The 19038-nt window shown below is 67.9% G+C and carries 20 protein-coding genes and 1 riboswitch; of the genes, 11 read left to right on the top strand and 9 right to left on the bottom strand.

Annotated features, from left to right (window positions below; all coding sequences use genetic code 11):
* Positions 1–5 precede the first annotated feature (5 nt).
* Positions 6–1475 (bottom strand): acyl-CoA reductase, encoded by a 1470-nt coding sequence (locus tag AB4Z46_RS21880; RefSeq protein ID WP_442285643.1) that lies wholly within the window; start codon positions 1473–1475, stop codon positions 6–8.
* Positions 1472–2587, bottom strand: coding sequence for a LuxE/PaaK family acyltransferase (locus AB4Z46_RS21885; RefSeq protein ID WP_442285644.1), 1116 nt, complete (start codon positions 2585–2587; stop codon positions 1472–1474). The genes AB4Z46_RS21880 and AB4Z46_RS21885 overlap by 4 nt, the downstream gene beginning before the upstream one ends.
* Positions 2588–2655: 68 nt before the next feature.
* Positions 2656–2749, bottom strand: a riboswitch (TPP riboswitch).
* A gap of 132 nt (positions 2750–2881) precedes the next feature.
* Here AB4Z46_RS21885 and AB4Z46_RS21890 point away from each other — a divergent pair.
* Entirely contained in the window at positions 2882–3904 is a 1023-nt protein-coding gene (locus tag AB4Z46_RS21890) for a class I fructose-bisphosphate aldolase (RefSeq protein ID WP_442285645.1), read from the top strand.
* A 79-nt stretch (positions 3905–3983) separates the two neighbouring features.
* The gene (locus AB4Z46_RS21895) at positions 3984–4394 is read left to right on the top strand and encodes a hypothetical protein (RefSeq protein WP_442285646.1); all 411 of its coding nucleotides are present in this window, start codon (positions 3984–3986) and stop codon (positions 4392–4394) included.
* Positions 4395–4404: 10 nt separating this feature from the next.
* On the opposite strand, the gene AB4Z46_RS21900 is transcribed toward AB4Z46_RS21895, so the two are convergent.
* Positions 4405–4974 carry a GNAT family N-acetyltransferase gene (locus AB4Z46_RS21900; RefSeq protein ID WP_442285647.1) on the bottom strand — a complete coding sequence of 190 codons (570 nt, stop codon included), beginning with the start codon at positions 4972–4974 and terminating at the stop codon, positions 4405–4407.
* A 1-nt stretch (position 4975) separates the two neighbouring features.
* The gene (locus tag AB4Z46_RS21905; protein ID WP_442285648.1) at positions 4976–5563 is read right to left on the bottom strand and encodes a helix-turn-helix domain-containing protein; all 588 of its coding nucleotides are present in this window, start codon (positions 5561–5563) and stop codon (positions 4976–4978) included.
* Between the two features lie 115 nt (positions 5564–5678).
* Between AB4Z46_RS21905 and AB4Z46_RS21910 the strand changes: the two genes are divergently transcribed.
* From AB4Z46_RS21910 to AB4Z46_RS21930, 5 genes are all read left to right on the top strand, one after another.
* Entirely contained in the window at positions 5679–6527 is an 849-nt protein-coding gene (locus tag AB4Z46_RS21910; RefSeq protein WP_442285649.1) for an aldo/keto reductase, read from the top strand.
* Between the two features lie 4 nt (positions 6528–6531).
* Entirely contained in the window at positions 6532–8352 is a 1821-nt protein-coding gene (locus AB4Z46_RS21915) for an SLC13 family permease (protein ID WP_442285650.1), read from the top strand.
* A gap of 131 nt (positions 8353–8483) precedes the next feature.
* Positions 8484–9458, top strand: a complete 975-nt coding sequence (locus AB4Z46_RS21920; protein ID WP_442285651.1) for an ABC transporter substrate-binding protein — start codon at positions 8484–8486, stop codon at positions 9456–9458.
* A gap of 101 nt (positions 9459–9559) precedes the next feature.
* Positions 9560–10450, top strand: a complete 891-nt coding sequence (locus AB4Z46_RS21925; protein WP_442285652.1) for an ABC transporter permease — start codon at positions 9560–9562, stop codon at positions 10448–10450.
* 1 nt (position 10451) lies between these two features.
* Positions 10452–11246 carry an ABC transporter ATP-binding protein gene (locus tag AB4Z46_RS21930; protein ID WP_442285653.1) on the top strand — a complete coding sequence of 265 codons (795 nt, stop codon included), beginning with the start codon at positions 10452–10454 and terminating at the stop codon, positions 11244–11246.
* Positions 11247–11383: 137 nt separating this feature from the next.
* Here AB4Z46_RS21930 and AB4Z46_RS21935 read toward each other — a convergent pair whose 3' ends face one another.
* Positions 11384–12871 carry a nucleobase:cation symporter-2 family protein gene (locus tag AB4Z46_RS21935; RefSeq protein WP_442285654.1) on the bottom strand — a complete coding sequence of 496 codons (1488 nt, stop codon included), beginning with the start codon at positions 12869–12871 and terminating at the stop codon, positions 11384–11386.
* A 303-nt stretch (positions 12872–13174) separates the two neighbouring features.
* Here AB4Z46_RS21935 and AB4Z46_RS21940 point away from each other — a divergent pair, with 303 nt between their 5' ends.
* The gene (locus AB4Z46_RS21940) at positions 13175–13423 is read left to right on the top strand and encodes a hypothetical protein (protein WP_442285655.1); all 249 of its coding nucleotides are present in this window, start codon (positions 13175–13177) and stop codon (positions 13421–13423) included.
* A 40-nt stretch (positions 13424–13463) separates the two neighbouring features.
* Positions 13464–13661 carry a hypothetical protein gene (locus tag AB4Z46_RS21945; protein WP_442285656.1) on the top strand — a complete coding sequence of 66 codons (198 nt, stop codon included), beginning with the start codon at positions 13464–13466 and terminating at the stop codon, positions 13659–13661.
* Positions 13662–14002: 341 nt separating this feature from the next.
* On the opposite strand, the gene AB4Z46_RS21950 is transcribed toward AB4Z46_RS21945, so the two are convergent.
* Positions 14003–14254 carry a hypothetical protein gene (locus AB4Z46_RS21950; RefSeq protein ID WP_442285657.1) on the bottom strand — a complete coding sequence of 84 codons (252 nt, stop codon included), beginning with the start codon at positions 14252–14254 and terminating at the stop codon, positions 14003–14005.
* A 179-nt stretch (positions 14255–14433) separates the two neighbouring features.
* On the opposite strand from AB4Z46_RS21950, the gene AB4Z46_RS21955 reads away from it, so the two are divergent.
* Positions 14434–15066 (top strand): response regulator, encoded by a 633-nt coding sequence (locus AB4Z46_RS21955; RefSeq protein ID WP_442285658.1) that lies wholly within the window; start codon positions 14434–14436, stop codon positions 15064–15066.
* A 9-nt stretch (positions 15067–15075) separates the two neighbouring features.
* Positions 15076–17235, top strand: coding sequence for an ATP-binding protein (locus AB4Z46_RS21960; RefSeq protein ID WP_442285659.1), 2160 nt, complete (start codon positions 15076–15078; stop codon positions 17233–17235).
* Here the strand turns inward: AB4Z46_RS21960 and AB4Z46_RS21965 are convergent.
* From AB4Z46_RS21965 to AB4Z46_RS21975, 3 genes are read right to left on the bottom strand one after another with little or no spacing between them, the layout of a single operon-like run.
* Positions 17129–17692, bottom strand: a complete 564-nt coding sequence (locus AB4Z46_RS21965; protein WP_442285660.1) for a hypothetical protein — start codon at positions 17690–17692, stop codon at positions 17129–17131. The two genes, AB4Z46_RS21960 and AB4Z46_RS21965, sit on opposite strands and share 107 nt — an antisense overlap.
* Positions 17682–18119, bottom strand: coding sequence for a GreA/GreB family elongation factor (locus AB4Z46_RS21970; protein WP_442285661.1), 438 nt, complete (start codon positions 18117–18119; stop codon positions 17682–17684). Before AB4Z46_RS21970 ends, AB4Z46_RS21965 begins: the two co-directional genes overlap by 11 nt.
* On the bottom strand, positions 18116–19027 hold the full coding sequence (locus tag AB4Z46_RS21975) for a universal stress protein (protein ID WP_442285662.1): 912 nt from the start codon (positions 19025–19027) through the stop codon (positions 18116–18118). Before AB4Z46_RS21975 ends, AB4Z46_RS21970 begins: the two co-directional genes overlap by 4 nt.
* Positions 19028–19038 lie beyond the last annotated feature (11 nt).

Genomic DNA, 19038 nt, shown 5'->3' on the forward strand with positions numbered 1-19038 from the left:
GACTCCTAGTCCGCATAGGGCGCCAGCTTGTCGGCCGCCTGTTCCGCCGACTGCTCGATATCGACCATCCGCACCAGGTCCAGCAGGTTGAACCGGCCGTCGTGATGCCAGCCCGACTCCGGCGAGGTCATCGAGCCGATGGCCGTGATGCGGGTCACGCCGGCGGCGCCCAGCAACTCCGACAGCTGGAACAGTTCGGCCGGTTCTGCCGCCACGCCCACGGTCTGCAGGAAGGGCTGGTGCGCTTCCACCAGTGCGATCACCTGTTCCAGCGCGTCGACCGCGATGACCTGGATGCTCCGGTTCAGGGCCGTGGGGGCCAGGGCCCGCGCTTCATCGGCGTAGGCGACGCCCCAGGCCGCGCCGTCCTCGCCGATCAGCTCGCCGGCCGGATTGCCGCCCGCCGACATCGACTGCAGCTCGATGGCTTGCCGCCATCCGGCGATCGCGGCCGAGTCCTCCAGCGCCAGGGCCTGGCGCGGAAAGCGGTTCTGCAGATTGGCGAGCTCGCTGGCGAGGTACTGCGCGAATTCGCGCGGCGACACCCTGCCGCCGCGCTCCACGTAGAAGACATGGGGCGAATAGCAGCCTTGCTGGTCGTAGCGCATCACGTCCCAGGCGGCCAGGCGTGCCGTCACCGGCGCGCGCAGGGTGTCGAGGGCCGCGGCCCCGACCAGGCCGAAGCCCAGCTTGTGGCCGTACGGCAGGAAGCGCGTCGTGACCGGCAGCCGACGGCGGATCTCTTCCAGCGAGTCGTTGCCGCCATAGGCGAGCACCGTGTCCGCCTCGGCGTAGAGGGCCGACGCCTGTTCCTCTTCGCCGCCTTTCCACCACACCACCGCCAGGCAGTCGGCCAGCGGCGGGTGGACCTCGGCCAGCAGCCGCGCGAACAGGCCCGCAAACAGCGGCTCCGCGCTCGGCAGCTTGCCGATGTTGCCGGCCTTCACCAGCAATCCGCAGACCAGGCTCCACAGCGGCAACGCCGGCACGTTGCCGGCCCAGCTGTGGACCAGCAGATCCGGCCCGAAGGCCTTGGCCGCGCCGCCCTTGGGGCGCGGCTGGAATTCGTCCAGCAGCTTGGGGTTGGCGAAATCTTCGGCGACGAAGCGGTGCAGTTGCGGCGCGCGAAAGGTCTTGAAGAAGGCCGTGAGGCCCAGGCGGACCATCTCGGCGTCGTAGCCGCTGACGATCGGCAGCAACTGGTCGGCCTGCATGCGGAAGGGGTCGGCCGGGTCGAGCAGGCGGGCGATCGCGCGATCCACCACGGCCACGATCTGCGACACGGTCATCGTCTTCAGATGCAGGCGGCTGGCCTGCCTGACCCGCAAGGCGAGCGCAGTCATCTGTTGCGGGCTCAGCACGGGCACGGCGACTTCGAGCCGCGTGGCGCCCGATTCGAAGACCAGGGGCTGCCACTGCACTTGCGCCGGCGCCAGGCCGGGCAGGTAGCCGGCGGTTGCGTGCAGTGTCGTCACGCCGCGGCCGCCCGGATGAATTCCTCCACCGCCAGCGAACAGCCCTTGGCTTGCGCGCCCTCGGCGCGGCCCAGCAGCAGGAAGCCGCCGTCGGCTGCCAGGCCGACGTCCTCGGTCAGGATGGTGGTCACGGAATTGAAGTTGGCGAGATCGCAATGGACCAGGATGCCGCGCTCGCCGCGGGCGACGTCACGGCCCGTCAGCGGGTCGACCAGGCGAGAGCGGATCCAGTGCGGCCCCGACTTCACCGACGGCACCGACGCATTGCCCGCGTCGTAGAACTGCGTGCTGAGCTCGGTCATGCCATACATGTTGATGCACTGCGACCGTTCGATGCCGAGCAGCGCGGACAACGCCGCATAGAAGGCGTCGAGCGGCAATTCGCGCGACTGCCTCTTGTAGCCGCCGGTGTCCAGGACGCGGCTGCCCGTCGGCAGGCGGAACGACAGTCCGCGCTGCTGGAGTTCGTCGATCAGGTGCACGAAGCTGTAGCTCGCGCCGAGCAGGGCGTAGGGCAAGCCGCGGCGTTCGGCGTCCGCCAGCGCATCGCACAGGGCGGGAATGTCCAGCCCGTTCGGGCTCACGAAGTAGCGGCTCTCCTCGGTGCCGAATTCATTCAGGGCGAGCGCAAGGTAGTGGGCCAGCGAGGAATTGGGCAGCACGGTTTCGGTGGGGAACAGGATGCCCATGCGCATCGGGCCGCTGCCCTGCATGAACCGGCGCGAGAAGTTGCGCGTCATCGAACGGTCGTAGACCGCCAGCGTCGGATGAAAGTGACGGCCCTTCACCTCGCTGCGGGTCGTGCCGCTGGTCATGAAGACCCGGTCCGTCGCGGCCGGTGCCTCGCAGCGCAGGTCCAGTTCCTTGAAGGCGTCGATCGGCACGGCCGGGATGTCGCTCCAGCGCTTCACATTGCGCGGGGTCGCGCCGCGCCGCTGGCAGAAGCGCCGGTACGCCGGGTTGTTGCCGTACTGGTGGGCGAACAGGCGCAGCGCCAGCCGATCGAACTCGTCGTCGGTGCACCCGTCCTGCGCGATGAAGGCGAGGACGTCGGCGACCACTTCGCTGGCCGCACCTGTGGCCGCGGGTCGATCTGCAGGGGTCTGGTTCATGAGGACTTCTTCGTGACCGTGAAACGGGTGCTCCGAAGGCCACTTCGACCACGGCGGGAATCCCCGAGGGTCAAAGTGATGGCTCTTCTTCCGCCGGCATTAACCGGTTCAAGTTCGCGGGTTTGAATCTCAGCACTGTCGTGTGCACCCCGGAGCGCTGTCGATATTACATGCATCCCGGACGTGGGGCCGGACGAAGGGTGATCGACCTCGACCAAGACATCACGCCCGGCATGGGCTTGCGCTCCAGCGCCTCGAAGCAGGAGACTGGCCCGCTCGAACGAAGGATCCGCCATGTCCACTTCCAATGATCTCCAGGCCACCGTGGAAGCGCTGGTTCGCAGGGGCAAGGGAATCCTTGCCGCCGACGAGAGCGGTCCCACCATCGCCAAGCGCTTCAAGGCGATCGGCGTCGAGTCGACGCAGGAGAACCGGCGTGCCTACCGCAGCCTGCTCCTGTCGACGCCCGGGCTCGGCGAGTCCATCAGCGGCGTCATCCTGTACGAGGAGACCCTGGGCCAGAGTGCGGACGACGGCGAGCCGCTCGCGGCCCTGGCCGCGCGGCAAGGCATCGTGCCGGGCATCAAGGTCGACGCCGGCAAGGGTCCGCTGGCATTCGCGCCTGGCGAAGAGATCACGCAGGGACTCGACGGACTCGCCCAGCGCCTCGAAGCCTACGTGGCGCAGGGCGCGCGCTTCGCGAAATGGCGCGCCGTCTACAACGTCTCCGGCACGCTGCCGAGCCGGATGGCGATCGAGGCCAACGCCGAGGCGCTCGCGCGCTATGCGGCGATCTGCCAGTCGCAGGGGGTGGTGCCGATCGTCGAGCCGGAGGTCCTGATCGACGGCGACCACAGCCTGGCGCGCTGCGCAGAGGTCACGCAGGAGGTGCTGCACGAGGTGTTCGGGGCCTTGCGCCGCCATCGTGTGGTGCTCGAGCACATCCTGCTGAAGCCCAGCATGGTGGTGCCTGGCAAGGCGCATGCGCAGCAGGCCGGTCCCGAGGAGGTGGCGGCGCAGACCCTTCGCGTGCTGCGGCGCGCGGTGCCGGCGGCGGTCCCGGGTATCAACTTCCTGTCCGGCGGGCAGTCGCCCGTCGAGGCGACTGCCAACCTGGACGCGCTCAATCGCCTGGGCCCGCAGCCCTGGCAGCTCAGCTTCTCCTACGGGCGTGCACTGCAGGATCCAGCGCTGCAGGCGTGGCAGGGGCAGCCCGCCCATGCGCGCGCCTGCCAGGACGCGCTGCGCAAGCGGGCACGGCTCAATGGCCTGGCCAGCGAAGGGAAGTACAGCGCGGAGATGGAAGGCGGTCGCTAGCGTCGATGGGGCGCAGTGATGCCCGTCTCGCACGACGCCGGCCGGCAGCGCTGCGGCGACAATCTGCGGCTCCTTGAAAATGAACGCTGCCATGCCGCTTGAAAAGAACCTGCCCCTCTCTCCTGCGGATCCTGCGTCGGCGTCGCTGGAGACGGAGCGCGCGGCCCAGAGCGAAGGCAAGGCCCGTCGCTTGCGCACTGAAGCCGACAAGCTCGCAGCCTGCTGCCTGGTCGTTCGTGCGGCTTCGGCTGCGGCGGACCACGAAGCGTTTGCCCAGGTGAGCCGTGCCGCGTCGAAGGCGCTTCGCGCGACGTTCGGCGCTGGATCGATCACGTCGGCGTTTGCCTGGTTGGCCGGCGATGCGGGGCGAGCCGCGCTGGCAAGCGTTCTTGCCGGCGAGGTCGAGCTGACCGGGCCGTTGTCGGTTCAGCAGGTCGTCGCGGCCGCGGAACTGGCGCAGAAGGCGGAGCTTCTCCGCGGGAAAAGCTGAGGCTTCGCGCTCACGACACGTCGCTGCGGCGAGCGTTCTCCCCGGCTTCCAGCTGCCGGTAGAAGTAGGTCGTGGCGCAGAGCCCGCCCTGCGGCAGCAGCGCATAGCCCGGAATCACGCCGACGCGTTGCCAGCCGAGCCGCTCGTACAGGCGTTCGGCGGCGTCGCTGGAGGTGTCGAGCACCAGCAGCGACTTGCCGCATTCGCGCCCCATCCGTTCGGCCGCGCTCATGAGCGCCTCGCCCCAGCCCTGGCGTCGCGCGCGGCGGTGGACGAGCATCTTCGACAGGTCCGCGCGGTGCGGCTGGTTGTCCGGCTGGGCCAGCACCAGTTGCACGGTGCCGACGATGCCGTCGGCATCCTCGGCCACCAGCAGGGCGCGTTCGCCCTGCGCGACCCCCTCGGCGACACGGCGCCAGAACGCCATCGCCTCGGGCAGCGGCAACGGATGCATGAAGCTCACCGAGGCGCCGCCCTCGACGCCATCGATCAGCAGTTCGGACAGGGCGCGCAGCTGCGCGTCGGAGACCGTTTCAAGGCGGCGGATGCTGCGAGCGCGTGTCTTGGCGTCGGTCGTCATTTCATCTCCAGGCGGAGGGCAGGGAGGCGATCACGACGGCGTAGCGCGTGAGGCTGCGCGTCGGGTTGTGGTAGCTCACGGGGCGGTCCAGCACGTGGGCCAGGCAGTCGCCGGCCTCGAGCCGATGGGTCGCGTCGCCGACCGTGACTTCGATCGTGTTCTCCAGCACCCACACCTGCTGGTGGATGCGGGGTTCGCGGGCGCCGCTCTCGTAGGCCACCCGCGCCTTCGCTGGGAAGGCCACCTCGACGATCTGGATCGGCGACGACCCGCCGGCGGGCGAAACGTTGCGGCGCACGTAGCCCGAATGCGGATCGCGCCACAAGGGCTGGTCGGCCAGCCGCGCGACAGGGTCGTCGCTCGCTTGCGGCGGCTCGAACAGCGATGCCAGCGCGACGCCGAGGCCGGTGGCGAGCTTTTCCAGCAGCACGGCCGTGGGACTGCTTTCGCCGCGCTCGATCAGCGAGATCATCGAGCGGCTGACCCCGCAGTGCGTGGCCAGCGCGTCGAGCGACAGGCCGCGCGCCGCGCGCAGTTCGCGCACCCGCGCGGCGATGCGGTCGTTCAGGCTGGCTGTTTGTTCCGTCATGTTGGAGTAAGTGTCCGACATATTGGATGGATCGTCCAGTGCCTCGGCGATCGCGGCTTGGTTAGCATCGTGGCGGGCGGGATGCGATCCCGCCCAAGATCGAGAAGGAGATCCCATGCGATATCTGGAACTGCCCGGCGCCGGGCGGATGCCCGCGCTCGGCCTCGGCACCTGGAAGATGGGCGAGTCCGCCGGCCACCGCGTTGCGGAAGTCGCGGCGGTTCGCGCCGCCATCGAGATGGGCTACCGGCTCATCGATACCGCAGAGATGTACGGCGAAGGCGGTGCCGAGGAGGTGGTGGGCCAGGCCGTGGCCGAGGCGCTGCGCGCGGGCGACGTGAGGCGCGAGGAGCTGTTCATCGTCAGCAAGGTCTATCCGCACAACGCCAGCCGCAGCGGCACGCCGGCGGCCTGTGCGCGCAGCCTCGCGCGGCTGGGCCTCGACCACGTCGACCTCTACCTGCTGCACTGGCGCGGGGAGCATCCATTGGCCGAGACCTGCGAAGCGCTGCGCGCGCTGGTGGCGCGGGGGCGGATCCATCGCTGGGGCGTCAGCAACTTCGACACCGACGACCTGGAGGAACTCGCCGCCCTGGGCAGCGACTGTGCCGCCAACCAGGTCTATTACTCGGCGGCCGAGCGCGGTCCCGAGTTCAGCCTGCTGCCCTGGCAGCGCGAGCGCGGCATGCCGCTGATGGCCTACAGCCCGATCGACCAGGGCGCGCTGGCCGCCGATGCCGGCCTGCAGAAGATCGCCCGGCGGCTCGGCGTCGGCGCGGCGCAGCTCGCACTGGCGTGGGTGCTGGCGCAGCCCGGCGTGGCCGCGATTCCGAAGGCGGTGCGCGAGGCCCATCTGCGCGACAACCTCGCGGCGGCCGCGCTGGCGCTGGACCCGGACGTCCTGGCCGAGATCGACCGTCTTCATCCGGCCCCGCGGCGCAAGAAGCCGCTGGCGATGATCTGACCCCATGAGCCCTCAGCTCGGCCTTGTCCTTGCGCTGCTGGCCAGCGCCGTGGCGATGTTCGCGATCGGCCGCCCCCGCACCGACGTGGTCGCGCTGCTCATGATGGCGGCGCTGCCGTTCACCGGCGTGATCAGCATGCAGGAGTCGCTGGCCGGTTTCGCGGACCCCAACATCGTGCTGATCGCGATGCTGTTCGTGATCGGCGAGGGGCTGCTGCGCACCGGGGTTGCGCAGCGGCTCGGCGATCTGCTGGTGGCGCGGGCCGGCGGCAACGAGGCGCGGTTGATCGTGCTGCTGATGGTGATCGTGGCCGGCGTCGGCTCGGTGATGAGCTCGACCGGCGTGGTCGCGATCTTCGTGCCGATCGTGCTGCGCATTGCGCGCAACACCGGCGTGGCGGCCGGGCGGCTGATGATGCCGCTGTCCATCGCGGCGCTGATCAGCGGCATGATGACCCTGGTGGCGACCGCGCCCAACCTGGTGATTCACGCCGAGCTGGTGCGCAAGGGTTTCGAAGGCTTCCAGTTCTTCAGCTTCACGCCCTTCGGTTTGCCGGTGCTGGTCGTCGCCATCGCCTACATGCTGGGGGTGCGGCGCTGGCTTGGCGGATCGAAGGCCCCGGCCTTGCCCGCCGGCCAGAGGGCGGGGCTCGGCCAGTGGATCGACGAATACGCGTTGGCCGAGCGCGGGCACCGGTTCCGGGTGCTGCCCGGATCGGCCGCCGCCGGCCACGTCTTCGAAGCGCTCGAAGCGGGCGCCATGCCGGGCGTGAACCTGCTGGCCATCGAGCGCCAGCGCCGTTTCGCGAAGGACCTGCTGCCGCCCGGAACGCCGATCGAGACCGGCGACGTGCTGTTCTTCGACGTCTCGCGGCCGTCCGCCGATCTCGACGGCCTGGGCCGACGTTTCGCGCTCGAGCGGCTGCCGCTGGCCGGCGCCTATTTCTCCGCGCATGCGCAGGACATCGGCATGGCCGAGGTGCTGATTCCGCCGGGTTCGGGCCTGATCGGCAAGACCGTCGTCGAGGCCGGCCTGCGCGCCAACCACGACGTCTCGGTCATCGGCCTGAAGCATGGCCGGTCGGCCGAGCACGACGACATCCTCGACGAGCCGCTGAAGGCCGGCGACACGCTGCTGGTGGTCGGCATCTGGAACGCGATCCGCAGGCTCCGGTCGGACATGCACCTGATCATCTTCAACCTGCCCTCGGAGTTCGACGAGGTGTCGCCGGCCGCCTCGCGCGCGCCATTCGCATTGCTCTCGCTCGCGCTGGTCGTGGTGCTGATGGTCAGCGGCTGGCTGCCCAATGTGCAGGCGGCGCTGATCGGCTGCCTGCTGATGGGCCTTTGCGGCTGCGTCGACCTGCGCAGCGCCTACCGCGCGATCCATTGGCCGAGCCTGGTGCTGATCGTCGGCATGCTGCCGTTCTCGCTCGCTCTGCAACGCACCGGCGGCGTCGATCTCGCGGCCCAGATGCTGATGGGCATCGTCGGCGACGCCGGACCGCGCACCGTGCTGGCCGTGATCTTCGCGGTCACGGCGGTGCTCGGCATGTTCATCTCCAACACCGCGACCGCGGTGCTGATGGCGCCGGTCGCCCTGGCCATTGCCAAGGAGCTGCAGGCCTCGCCGTATCCGTTCGCGATGACCGTGGCGCTGGCCGCCTCGGCCGCCTTCGTGACGCCGGTCTCGTCGCCGGTCAACACGCTGGTGGTCGGGCCGGGCGACTACAGCTTCATGGATTTCGTGCGCGTCGGCCTGCCGCTGGTGCTGCTGGTGCTGGTCGTGAGCGTCGCGCTGGTGCCGTGGCTGCTGCCGTTCTGAAGTCGAGCAGTTAGACTGCGCGCCTTCGGGGAGGGACTCGCGGCCGCGCCGCGGCGGGTGTAGCCCATTGGCCAGCCGCTCCTGTCCTCCCTGGGAATTCGCAAATACCAGAGACTCAACGGAGGATTTCCATGTCGATCGGAAACAAGTTTCTTCTGACCGCAGGTGCCATGGCCGCGGCCATGGCGCTGTTCGTCACGCCCGCGCAGGCGCAGCAAAAGTCGGTCGCGGTCACGGCCATCGTCGAACACCCGGCACTCGATTCGATCCGCGACGGTGTCAAGGACGCGCTCAAGCAAGCGGGCTTCGAGGCCGGCAAGAACCTCAAGTGGCAGTATCAGAGCGCCCAGGGCAACACCGGCACGGCGGCGCAGATCGCGCGCAAATTCGTCGGCGACCAGCCCGATGCGATCGTCGCCATCGCGACGCCCTCGGCGCAGGCCGTGGTGGCAGCGACCAAGACGATGCCCGTCGTCTACTCGGGCGTGACCGATCCGGTGGCGGCCCAGCTCGTGCCGTCGATGAAGCCGAGCGGCACCAACGTGACCGGCGTGTCGGACGTGCTGGCACTCGACAAGCAGGTCGACCTGATCCAGCAGGTGGTGCCGGCCGCCAAGCGGGTCGGCATGGTCTACAACCCGGGCGAGGCCAATTCGGTGGTGGTCGTCAAGGAGCTGAAGGAACTGCTGGCCAAGCGCGGCATGACGCTGGTGGAAGCGGCCGCGCCGCGCACCGTCGACGTCGGCTCGTCGGCGCGCAGCCTGATCGGCAAGGTCGACGTGATCTACACCAACACCGACAACAACGTGGTGTCGGCCTACGAGGCGCTGGTCAAGGTCGGCAACGACGCGAAGATTCCGCTCGTGGCCTCCGACACCGACAGCGTCAAGCGCGGCGCGATCGCGGCGCTGGGCATCAGCTACTACGACCTGGGCGTGCAGACCGGCCAGATCGTGGTGCGGATCCTGAAGGGCGAGGCGCCGGGCGCGATCGCTTCCGAGACCACCTCCAAGCTCGAGCTGTACGTCAATCCGGGCGCGGCGGCCAAGCAGGGCGCCAAGTTGTCGAGCGCGCTCATGGCGTCGGCCGCGCACGTGGTGAAGTAAGGCGCTTGCCTCGCACGGCCTGAGCCGCTGCCCCGTCACGCCTCGCGGCGTGTCGGAGGCGGCAGCGTCGGGCCATCAGCCCAACCGACCGCTTCAATTCCATGTCCTTGTTTTCATTGTTCGGCGCGCTGGAAATCGGTCTGATTTTCAGCCTGGTGGCGCTCGGTGTCTTCATCTCCTTCCGGCTGCTGCGCTTTCCCGACCTGACGGTCGACGGCAGCTTCCCGCTCGGCGGGGCGGTGGCCGCGGTGCTGATCTCGCACGGCCTCGATCCCTTTTCGGCGACCGCGATCGCAACCGTCGCGGGCGCCTGTGCCGGCCTCGTGACCGGTTGGCTGAACGTGCGGCTGAAGATCATGGATCTGCTGGCCAGCATCCTGGTGATGATCGCGCTCTATTCGATCAACCTGCGCATCATGGGCAAGCCCAATGTGCCGCTGATCACCGAAGCGACCGTGTTCACCGTGCTGCAGCCCGACTGGATCGGCGACTACATCGCGCGGCCGGTCATCCTGGCCGTGGTGGTGCTGCTGGCCAAGCTGCTGCTGGACTGGTTCTTCACGACCCAGACCGGCCTGGCGATCCGTTCCACCGGCTCCAATCCGCGCATGGCCCGTTCGCAAGGCGTGGCGACCGGCACCATGATCCTGTGCGGCATGGCGTTGTCGAATGCCCTGGTGGCCCTGGGCGGCGCGTTGTTCGCGCAGACCCAGGGCGGCGCCGACATCTCGATGGGCATCGGCACGATCGTGATCGGCCTCGCGGCGGTGATCGTCGGCGAGAGCATCCTGCCTTCGCGCCGTCTGGTGCTGGTGACGCTGGCGGTGATCGTCGGCGCCATCGTCTACCGATTCTTCATCGCGCTGGCGCTCAACAGCGACTTCATCGGCCTGCAGGCGCAGGACCTGAACCTGGTCACGGCGCTGCTGGTGGCCGTCGCCCTGGTGATTCCCCAGTTCAAGCGCCGCTGGTTCGGCAGAAAGGCGAGTTGACATGCTGCAAGCCAAAGACCTGCAGATGACCTTCAATGCCGGCACGCCGATCGAGACGCGTGCCTTGCGCGGCATGTCGCTCGAAATCCCGGCCGGCCAGTTCGTCACGGTGATCGGCTCCAACGGTGCCGGCAAGTCGACCTTCCTCAACGCGATCTCCGGCGACATGCCGGTGGACAGCGGCCGGATCGCGATCGACGGCGTCGACGTCACGCGGCAGCCGGTGTGGCAGCGCGCCAGCCAGGTGGCGCGCGTCTTCCAGGACCCGATGGCGGGCACCTGCGAGGACCTGACCATCGAGGAGAACATGGCGCTGGCGCAGATGCGCGGTGCGCGCCGCGGGCTGGGCCGTGCGGTCCGGGACTCGATGCGCGCAGGCTTCCGCGAGCGGCTTGCCATCCTGGGACTGGGCCTCGAAAACCGGCTCGGCGACCGCATCGGCCTGCTGTCGGGCGGCCAGCGGCAGGCGGTGAGCCTGCTCATGGCGTCGCTGCAGCCTTCGCGGATCCTGCTGCTCGACGAGCACACGGCCGCGCTCGATCCGCGCACCGCCGACTTCGTGCTGCGGCTGACCGCGCGCATCGTCGCCGAGAACCGGCTGACCACCATGATGGTCACGCACAGCATGCGCCAGGCGCTCGACGTCGGCGACCGCACCGTGATGCTGCATCAGGGTCAGGTGGTGCTCGACGTCAGCGGCGAGGAGCGCGAGGGAATGGATGTGCAGCACCTGCTCGCGATGTTCGAGAAGGTGCGCGGCGAGCAGGTCTCCGACGACGCCCTCCTTCTCGGCTAGCGGCCCCGACCGGGGCCCGGCCGGCGCAGCCAGGCCCGTTGGTGAAACACCGCGGAACCGGCTCTGCCGGGCCGCTGGTGTTGCCCCCGGTAGGGGGTGGGAGGGCTACACGCAGTGAGCCCGACCTGGGGGCGAGCCTAATGCGCTTCGGCTTGTTTCGCCGCGGCGACGATCGCCGCTTCGTCGTGCTTGGCCCCATTCAGGAACAGGTTCAGCAGCACTGCGCAGACCGAGGCCAGCAGGATGCCCGACTCCACCAGCGAGTGGATCGCGTGCGGCATCCATTGCTTGAAGTTGGGTGCCAGCAGCGGGATCATGCCGACGCCGATCGACACCGCGACGATCATCGCGTTGTGCCGGTTGGTCTTGAAGTCCACGCCCGAGAGGATGCGGATGCCGGTGGCCGCGACCATGCCGAACATCACCAGCCCGGCACCGCCCAGCACCACCGTGGGCAGCGACTCGACGAGCGCCGCCATCTTCGGCAGCAGGCCCAGCACGATCAGGATCACGCCGCCGGCCACGCAGACATAGCGGCTCTTGATGCCCGTGACCGCCACCAGCCCGACGTTCTGCGAGAAGCTGGTGTAGGGGAAGGTGTTGAAGACGCCGCCGATCAGGGTCCCGAGGCCGTCGGTTCGCAGGCCGCGGGCCAGGTCCTGCTGGCTGATCTTGCGGTCGGTCATCTCGCCGAGCGCCAGGAACATGCCGGTCGATTCGATCATCACCACGATCATGATCAGCGACATCGTGAGGATCAGCACCGGGTCGAACTTCGGCAGGCCGAAGTGGAAGGGCAGCACGATGTCGAACCACGCGGCGCTGCCGACCTTCTCGAAGGTCATGAAGCCGAAGACGGTGGCGACCACGGCACCGATCACGATGCCCAGCAGCACCGAGATGTTGGCGATGAAGCCCTTGGCGTACTTGACGATCAGGAGGATCGACACCAGCACCAGCGCTGCGATGGCGAGGCCGCCCAGATCGGCGTAGCGGGGGTTCGGCACCGAGGGCACGATCGACAGGCCCTTGGGCAAGGGCGGCACGGCCGAGCCCGGCGAGGTGACGTCGGCCAGCCACTTGGCGTAGACCGGGTCGACCAGCGCCGGCGCGGTCGGCCCGACCGGGTTGCCGAAGATCCAGTTGATGCCCACGCGCATCAGGCTGATGCCGATCACCGCGATGATGGTGCCGGTGACCACCGGCGGGAAGAAGCGCAGCATCCGCGAGACCATCGGCGCGATCCCTATCGAGATGATGCCGGCGCCGATGATGGCGCCGAACAGCAGCTGCGCGCCGGCCTGGCCCGGGTTGGCGTTGGAGATCGCGACCATCGGCGCGACCGATGCGAAGGTCACCCCCATCATCACCGGCAGCTTGATGCCGAACCACTGGGTCGCGCCGAGCGCCTGGATCAGCGTCGCGATGCCGCAGCAGAACAGGTCGGCCGAGATCAGCAGCGCGACCTCCTGCGGCGTGAGCTTGAGCGCGCGGCCGACGATCAGCGGCACCGCCACGGCACCGGCGTACATCACGAGCACGTGCTGCAGGCCGAGGGCCGCGAGCTTGCCCGTGGGCAGGCGCTGGTCGACGGGATGGATGGCAGGGGAGGCAACAGCCGTCATGACGAGATCTCCTGGGGGCGGCGGGAGGAAAGGACCACGGGCGCGGGCGATGCAGCATCGCGCACCGTCCACTGTTCTGTACGCGAAACTGTATACAACCCAGTTGCCGGGTTGTATGGCGGAAAACCCGCGCTCCGCGAGCTGATGCAACTCGCGGGCCAGCTTGCAGTGCCGATGAAAAAATGTAGAAGAAAGTTATGAATCATCTTGTTACTTTGGAAGTAACTAGGCACAATGTATTACATTGATCCGGCGCCGCTCTCGCGGTCCGACCACCGCAACCCCAATCCATGTTGGCGAGCCATGAAGACCCAGAAACAGGCAATCAGCGAAGGCTATGACGTCGACCTCTCAGGTCCCGGAAGACCGATGGGCGCCAAGGGCAAGTACCCCGATTTCGAGGTCATTCCCTTGCTGACCGAGATGGAGGCGGAGCTCATCAACACCTTGGGCCTCGTGCGCAACATGCTGCTCGAAGGCGTGCCTTCGCAGGACGCCCGGGAGGGCGTGGTGCTCGCGATCGACGGTCTGCTGGCCGCCGCGCGCTCGTGACTCGCCGACCGGCGAACCCCATTCAGAAAGGAGCCACCCCATGAACACCTATCAGACAGCCAGCCAGGCCAGCGGCGTGGCGCGCACCCTGAGCAGGAGCGCGGCATGCACCATCGTCGTGTATCAGGCCGGTGGCAACCGATTCGTCACCGCCCGGCCATCCGACGCCGTCAGTGGCCTGGTGATCGGCATCTATCAGAACGGCTACCAGGTGCAGGGCGCCCGCCGCGCGGGCTGAGCGCCCTCGCACCCCGCCACTCCGCGTAGACGCTGCCCCGCGGGGCAGTCTGCCTTGGGGCGGCTCGACTGCGACGAGCCGCACCCGCGCGCCGGGCGGCGCCGGCCGGCGTGCCAGGTCCCCCGCCGCTCAACCGCTGCCGAAGGCGCCATGGCGGGCGGCGCGCTGGGCGAACCGTTCGGCCCGACCCGCGCGCGCCTTTGCGAGGGCGACCGACACGCCGCGCGCACCCTCTTGCCCGAGCGCGTCCGCCAGCGGCAACTCCCACTGCACTCAGGCCGAACTGCAGTCGGTCGGCGCGCACTGCTGCGCGAAAGCGGCGATCTCGCGACATTGCACCTTCACCTATTTGCACGGCCTTTCGCCCTGACCCGAGGAGGCTGGCTGGGAAGGCGCCATCCGGGCGTGCGAGGAAAGTGACCCCAAATAAAAGGAAAGAAGCCTGCTCCGCATGGCGTTGTTGTGATTTCTGACAAAACCAGATTAATAATTTGGTTTGTCGAATTGATTTCAATTACTTTTATATTTGTGGGAATTTTCCAAAAACACAATAAGAAAGTTCTGAAATTCAAATGAATATCAAAGCCATCCATGTGTGGATTTCTTTGCAAACTAATGGAATATCAGGCTTTCTCGATGTTGATGTTTTCCGTATTGTGTTTGGAAGCGACTTAAAATCGAACCGAAAGCGAGAGTTGAATGGCATTCGATCAAAAAGTCATCCTCGCGCAATAGCCGTCAGACGGTCCAAACTCAAAGCAAGGGAACCAAAATGCATACAGTCATCGTTGTCGACGATCACCCGGCCATCCGGCTCGCGGTCCGCTCCGCGCTCGAGGCCCGCGGCGACTTCCAGGTCGTCGGCGAGGCCGGCGACGGCCCCACGGCGCTGGCTGTCATTCGCGATCAACGTCCGGACCTGGTCATTCTCGATCTCGATCTGCCTCGGCTCAGCGGCCTGGACCTGATCGAGCGCGTGCGGAAATCCCAGCCCGCAACCAAGCTGCTGGTGCTGTCTGCGCAACAGGAATCCATTTTCGCCGCCCGCACGGTGCAGGCGGGCGCCAATGGCTTCATGAGCAAGAACGAAAACATGGCGACGGTGGTGCAGGCCGCTCAAACGGTGCTGGCCGGCTATAGCATGTTCCCCTCGTCGGCGCTGTCCTCGCAGGCCGATCCCAATTCGCCCTCCACTCCCGACGCCTTGATCAGGACGCTGTCCGACCGGGAGCTGACGGTGCTGCAATACCTCGCGCGCGGCATGAGCAACAAGGAAATTGCAGAAACGCTGCTGATCAGCAACAAGACGATCAGCAGTTACAAGACGCGCATCTTCGAGAAGCTCAGGATTTCCACGCTGGTCGAATTGGTCGATTTCACCCGCGCTCACCATCTCATTTCCTGAGGGGCCGAAATGATCTTCGGCCATACGGAGGATCACTGCCTCTGGTTCTATGCGTTCGCCGTGGGCTTCGCGCTGTGCCTCGTCCTGAGCACGATCCGGAACCGATCTTTGCGGATCGAGATGGACCGCCGGTTGGCCGCGAAGGCCGAACTGAGCGACCAGCTCGCCTTCCAGCAAGCGACGCTCGAGGGCATCCCGTACGCCATCTGCGTGCGCGACGCCGAGGCGCGGCAGATCTTCTGCAACGCCGCCTACGAGAAACTCTTCGGCACCACGCGCGAGGCGATGGAACGCAAGACCGTGTCCGAAAGCGGGCTCGACTACGTCGATCCGGAGCATATGAACCTGCTGCACGAGCGCTACCTTGGCCTTCTGGCCGACCATGGCACCATCAGCGAGGACGTCGACGTGTTTCTCGACGGCCAGACACGGCGCATTCTCCATTGGGCGGCGCCCATTTCGCTGAAAGAGGGCGCTGCGGCGCCCGCGCTGATCGCCGGTGCGATCGACATCACCGAGCGTCAGCACCTGATCGAGCAGATCGAAACGGCCCTGGCCCAGGCCCAGGAGGCGAACCGGGCCAAGTCCAACTTCCTCGCCACCATGAGCCATGAGATCCGCACGCCGATGAACGCGGTGCTGGGCCTGCTCGAACTGCTGGTGCGCGAGGGCCGGTTGAACGCGAAGGACCGGGAATCGGTCGACCTGGCGTGCAGCTCGGCGCAATCCCTGCTCGGGCTGATCGACGACATCCTGGACATCTCGAAGATCGAGGCCGGGGGTCTGGAAATCGTGCTGGCGCCGACACGGCTGCGACCGATCCTCGAAGAGGTGGCCAAGGTGTTCGGGGGCATGGCGCGGCAGCGCGGCCTGGCCATAGCACTCGACGTGGATCCGGCGGTCGGCGAATGGCATGTGGCCGATGCGACGCGCTTCAGGCAGATCGTCAACAACCTGGTCAGCAACGCCATCAAGTACACAGATACCGGCGGCGTCACACTGCGCCTGCGCCGCGCGAATCGAACGGGGGATACCGAGTCGATCGTGCTCGAGGTCGAGGACTCCGGCATCGGCATCGCGTCCGAGGATGTGGCGAACCTGTTCCGGCCCTTCTTCCAGGCCGAGGCCGCCGGGCCGCGTGCCATCGGCGGAACGGGGCTCGGCCTGCCCATCGTGCAGAGGCTGTGCCGGAAGATGGGCGGCACGATCGAGGTTCGCAGCCAGCGCGGGCAGGGAACCTGCATCCGGGTGGCGTTCGACCTGGTGGTCGTGCCTGCGCCGCTGGCCGAAGCGCTGCCGGCCATCCGCGACGACGGCGAGCCCGGGCGCCCCTGGCGCTGGCGCGGCAAGGTCCTGGCGGTCGACGACCATCCGGCCAATCGGCTGCTGCTGCGCCGCCAGCTGGATCACCTGGGCCTGGACTGCGAACTGGCCGAAAACGGCGAGACCGCGCTGGAACTCTGGCGCGATGGCGGCTTCGACCTCGTCATCACCGATTGCTCGATGCCGGTCATGGATGGCTACGCGTTGGCTACGGCCATCCGTGAACTCGAGCGCGAGCGGCATCTGCCGCGCTGTCCGGTACTGGGATGCACGGCCCATGTGCAGGAGGAGGAAAGGCGCCGCGCCCTGGAAGTGGGGATGGACGAATGCCTGATGAAGCCCTTCAGCCTCGACGGCCTGTCCGCCGCGCTCCATCGGCACCTGCGCGCGGATCTCGCGACGCCGCCATCCGCGCCGCCGCCGCAAGCACCGGCCGGGAGGCCGTTCGACCCGCTGGCGCTGCGCAGCCTGTCCGACGGCGATGCCCGGATCGAAGCGAGATTCCTCGAAGCGCTGCTGCGATCCAACCTCGGCGACCTGCGGCAGATCGTCGAACACGTCGAGTCGGGCGAGCTCCCCGAAGCGGCTTCCATGGCGCACAGGATCAAGGGCGCGGCACGGATGGTCCATGCCGAGCGGGTTGTTCAGGCATGCGACGCGCTCGAACTCGCGTGCCGGGGCGACCACGTGTCGTCGCCGACCGCCGGACTGGCCCTGCTGGCGGAGCGCCTCGACGAACTCAATCGGTCGATCGAAGTGCAACTGGCGGATCTGGCGCAGCCTTCCACGCATTCCTGGTTGCGTAGCGCAGCAGCCAGATCCAGCTCGTCGCTGAGCCGTTCGTGAGCTTGCGCAATGCCTGCGGATAGCCCATGAGATCCTGAAGCCAGCCTTCCGCGCGCACGACCACATCGTGGCGCTGCAGGTCCCGTTCCTCGATCTTCACGCCGCGGCGCTCCAGGTCCTCGACGATGAGGCCCGTGTAGGCGGACGGTGCCTTCAGGCGCAGGAACATCAGGGGTTCGACCCATGCGCCGTCACTGTCGCGCAAGCTGTGGACCTCGGGCCTGCGCAACACGACCAGCGCGCCATGAACGTCCCGGATGACCTCTTGAGCCTCCGTCAGCGCACACTCGTTGGCCGCATAGATGCGTCCGCCGCGGCCTTCGCACACGATCAGGTAGCGGTCGGGCCGCGAGAGCCAGTCCACCGTTCCACGCTGCGCGAAGATGGCCAGCGCCTCCGCGCCCGGCAGCAGYGACTGCCTGAGGGGGTACAGGGCCAGTCGTTCCTCAGCGCACATCACGCAGCTCCGGGTCTTCCGGATCGCGCCCGAGCTCGCTGCAGCGCCGGACGCCGAGGATGCGAACCGCGCTCGTGCCGCCCGTGGCGTGAGGGAGCCGGGCCACGGCGCCGACGGTCTGGCCGATGAAGCTCAGCCCCAGCGGCGTCAGGACCGAGACGCGGCGCTGCGAGACGTCGGCGTCGCGCGGGCAGACCAGCGTGAACTCGCGCACTTCCCTGCCATCCGCCGGCTCGATCTGCAGCGTCCAGTTGAGGCCGGCGATGTCGTCGCGCGTGCACCCGCGGGGGCGCAAGGTGGCCTGCGACAGCAGCGCCAGGGCCTGCTCTCCGGGGTTGAGCTCCACTTCGCCGAGCCGCAGCCAGTGTTCGGCCGCCCGCGACAGGAGCTGGGCCTCGTCCATCGTGAGCAGGCGCGCATCGCTCACGAGATCCTCCCGGCGGCCGGAGCGAAGGCGCGCTCGGCCTCGATCCGCTGCTTGGCCGCGGCGCGTGTCGAGGCCTGGAAATCGTCGGGCACGATCAGGACATCGCTGCTCGCCCAGCACAGCACGCGCTGCGCCACGCTGCCGAAGACGAAGTCCGCGATCGGCGAGTTGCTGCCCTTGCCGACCACCAGCAGATCGGCGCCCACGTAGTCTTGCTGGATCGCGGCCTGCCGGGCGGGGTCGCCGTGGCCGATGGCCGACATCACGCGGTTGCGGCGGGCGTCGAACGAATCGGTGAGCCAGAAGATGCGGTCGCGCGCATGGCGCATGCATTCGTGCCTGTAGGCCTTGATGGCCTGGTGGGACACTTCGGCGGAGCGCAGTTTCGCCTCGTTGAGGGTGCTGATGGCATGGAACAGCTCGACCTCGGCGTCGTCGTCCAGCATCCAGGCCAGCTTGACCAGGTTCTTCGATGCCGGCGTGAAGTTCACGGCGACCAGGATCCTTCGGTAGCGTTGCCGAGGCAGCAGCTTGCTGACCAGGATCGGGCAGCGGCAAAGGCGCGCCAGACGCTCGGCGGTCTGGCCGCGCAGCAAGGCGGAGAGCGTGCGCTCGCGGCCATGGCCGAGCACCAGCAGGTCGGCGCAGCTGGCTTCCTGCGCCACATCCGCGAGGCTGTTCGCGCTCTGGTTCACCGTGCGCACGGTGATGCCGAGCCGGCCGGCCAGGTCCTTGGCGGCGTGCGCCAGCCGGCTGGCCGCGTGGACGGGCTCGGCGCCGCCCTTGGCGGCGAAAACCATCAGCTTGAGCGTGGCGCGGTGTTCGACCGCGAGCTGGGCCGCGCGTTCGACGGCCTGGTTGGCCTGCAGCGAAAAGTCGGTGATGGCCAGGATGGATCGGATGTTCATTGCAGAGATCT

It is taken from the genome of Variovorax sp. M-6, from assembly GCF_052114385.1.
Classification (GTDB): Bacteria; Pseudomonadota; Gammaproteobacteria; order Burkholderiales; family Burkholderiaceae_C; genus Variovorax.

Coding starts and splice junctions, on each gene's coding strand:
- AB4Z46_RS21885 (WP_442285644.1), bottom strand. CDS start 2,587: ATGAACCAGACCCCTGCAGATCGACCCGCGGCCACAGGTGCGGCCAGC.
- AB4Z46_RS21890 (WP_442285645.1), top strand. CDS start 2,882: ATGTCCACTTCCAATGATCTCCAGGCCACCGTGGAAGCGCTGGTTCGC.
- AB4Z46_RS21895 (WP_442285646.1), top strand. CDS start 3,984: ATGAACGCTGCCATGCCGCTTGAAAAGAACCTGCCCCTCTCTCCTGCG.
- AB4Z46_RS21900 (WP_442285647.1), bottom strand. CDS start 4,974: ATGACGACCGACGCCAAGACACGCGCTCGCAGCATCCGCCGCCTTGAA.
- AB4Z46_RS21905 (WP_442285648.1), bottom strand. CDS start 5,563: ATGACGGAACAAACAGCCAGCCTGAACGACCGCATCGCCGCGCGGGTG.
- AB4Z46_RS21910 (WP_442285649.1), top strand. CDS start 5,679: ATGCGATATCTGGAACTGCCCGGCGCCGGGCGGATGCCCGCGCTCGGC.
- AB4Z46_RS21915 (WP_442285650.1), top strand. CDS start 6,532: ATGAGCCCTCAGCTCGGCCTTGTCCTTGCGCTGCTGGCCAGCGCCGTG.
- AB4Z46_RS21920 (WP_442285651.1), top strand. CDS start 8,484: ATGTCGATCGGAAACAAGTTTCTTCTGACCGCAGGTGCCATGGCCGCG.
- AB4Z46_RS21925 (WP_442285652.1), top strand. CDS start 9,560: ATGTCCTTGTTTTCATTGTTCGGCGCGCTGGAAATCGGTCTGATTTTC.
- AB4Z46_RS21930 (WP_442285653.1), top strand. CDS start 10,452: ATGCTGCAAGCCAAAGACCTGCAGATGACCTTCAATGCCGGCACGCCG.
- AB4Z46_RS21935 (WP_442285654.1), bottom strand. CDS start 12,871: ATGACGGCTGTTGCCTCCCCTGCCATCCATCCCGTCGACCAGCGCCTG.
- AB4Z46_RS21940 (WP_442285655.1), top strand. CDS start 13,175: ATGAAGACCCAGAAACAGGCAATCAGCGAAGGCTATGACGTCGACCTC.
- AB4Z46_RS21945 (WP_442285656.1), top strand. CDS start 13,464: ATGAACACCTATCAGACAGCCAGCCAGGCCAGCGGCGTGGCGCGCACC.
- AB4Z46_RS21950 (WP_442285657.1), bottom strand. CDS start 14,254: ATGGATGGCTTTGATATTCATTTGAATTTCAGAACTTTCTTATTGTGT.
- AB4Z46_RS21955 (WP_442285658.1), top strand. CDS start 14,434: ATGCATACAGTCATCGTTGTCGACGATCACCCGGCCATCCGGCTCGCG.
- AB4Z46_RS21960 (WP_442285659.1), top strand. CDS start 15,076: ATGATCTTCGGCCATACGGAGGATCACTGCCTCTGGTTCTATGCGTTC.
- AB4Z46_RS21975 (WP_442285662.1), bottom strand. CDS start 19,027: ATGAACATCCGATCCATCCTGGCCATCACCGACTTTTCGCTGCAGGCC.